Source organism: Shewanella hafniensis (genome assembly GCF_019655335.1).
Classification (GTDB): Bacteria; Pseudomonadota; Gammaproteobacteria; order Enterobacterales; family Shewanellaceae; genus Shewanella; species Shewanella hafniensis.
Window position 1 is genome coordinate 1 of sequence record NZ_BPFD01000180.1, and the last position, 1,182, is coordinate 1,182.

Genomic DNA, 1,182 nt, shown 5'->3' on the forward strand with positions numbered 1-1,182 from the left:
TAGTAGCAACGCTAAATATCGTTAACGCGAAATGATCTTTCATTAAAAATGGTAATACAAAAGATGTTTCAGTCATTAACAATGGTAGATCGCTGAATGTGTGTCTATTTACTACACCAAAATAAATAAAATCTCCAATAAGTGCGAGTGTAGATAGCAGTAGCATTATTAAACCAAGCTTTAAACCCATATCTTTTATGAAACAAGTAATGCGGCCACTTCCTGGTACTAATATTAACAATGTAGGTATGATCATGACATAAGCAGTAGTCATGATATCAAAGCGAAATGATGTAAATATCACCGTGAGAAAATCGAATGTTTCTTTATAATAATCGTGATACACAATGTAATTCGCAATGCGAGAACAATTTAATATGAATAGCATGGAAATATATAGAAACAACACGCTGCGAAATTTACTCTGTTTCATACGATAAATTTTTTCAATGACTGTTTAAGGAGGTGCATAATAACACACCAACTTAGACTAGTTCAAAAGCAAACCTATACTCAGTTAATGTCCAACTCTATCTATCACTTGGATCAGTTCCATGCGGATATTGTCGGGTGTTTGGCTGTGCCAGAAGCCAGCTAAGTAAGCGCCAAGCGGCAGCATAAATAAGGCGATGAGCACTAATGCGAGTAATCCCTTATGGCCGAGTCTGTGGCCAGATTTAAGCCCTAGACCAAGGGCGGCTGATTTTGGACAAGCGGCGACGCAGCGCATACAGGCCTGGCATTCATCACTGCGCACCGTAGTCTTAGTGTGCACTATGATGTTTGCTGGGCAGGCGCGGGTGCACTTATCGCATTTCATCCCTTTTGCCTCGATAAGGCAATGCTGAGTATCACGGCGGATTTTTAATGGGCTCGCAAAGCTTAAGATCCCGAGCATGGCACCATAAGGGCACAAGTAACGGCAGAATCCCTGACGGCGCCATGCGGCTAAGGCAAGGATCAGCGCAAACACAAACAGGGTAATCAGGCTCGGCGTCAGAAAGAACAGCGCCATTTTTAAGTCGGCAATCTTGTGATAATTACCTTCGAGATAACGGCGTTTTTCAAGCTAGTTGTCACCATTGACCGTTTTAAGCGGCCTTTTTTTCTACTGTTTTAACTGTCTCTCTTTCCGGATTCAGTGTTGTCGGTCCCACTGGTTCGCAATTTCGTACTTCGCGT

2 pseudogenes are annotated in these 1,182 nt (G+C 42.2%); both read right to left on the bottom strand.

Annotation, left to right across the window (positions count from 1 at the left end):
- Positions 1-274 (bottom strand): annotated as a pseudogene (locus K5Q99_RS22630) (LTA synthase family protein); the annotation flags it as partial.
- 243 nt (positions 275-517) lie between these two features.
- Positions 518-1,054 (bottom strand): annotated as a pseudogene (locus K5Q99_RS21775) (4Fe-4S binding protein); the annotation flags it as partial.
- Positions 1,055-1,182: the final 128 nt, after the last annotated feature.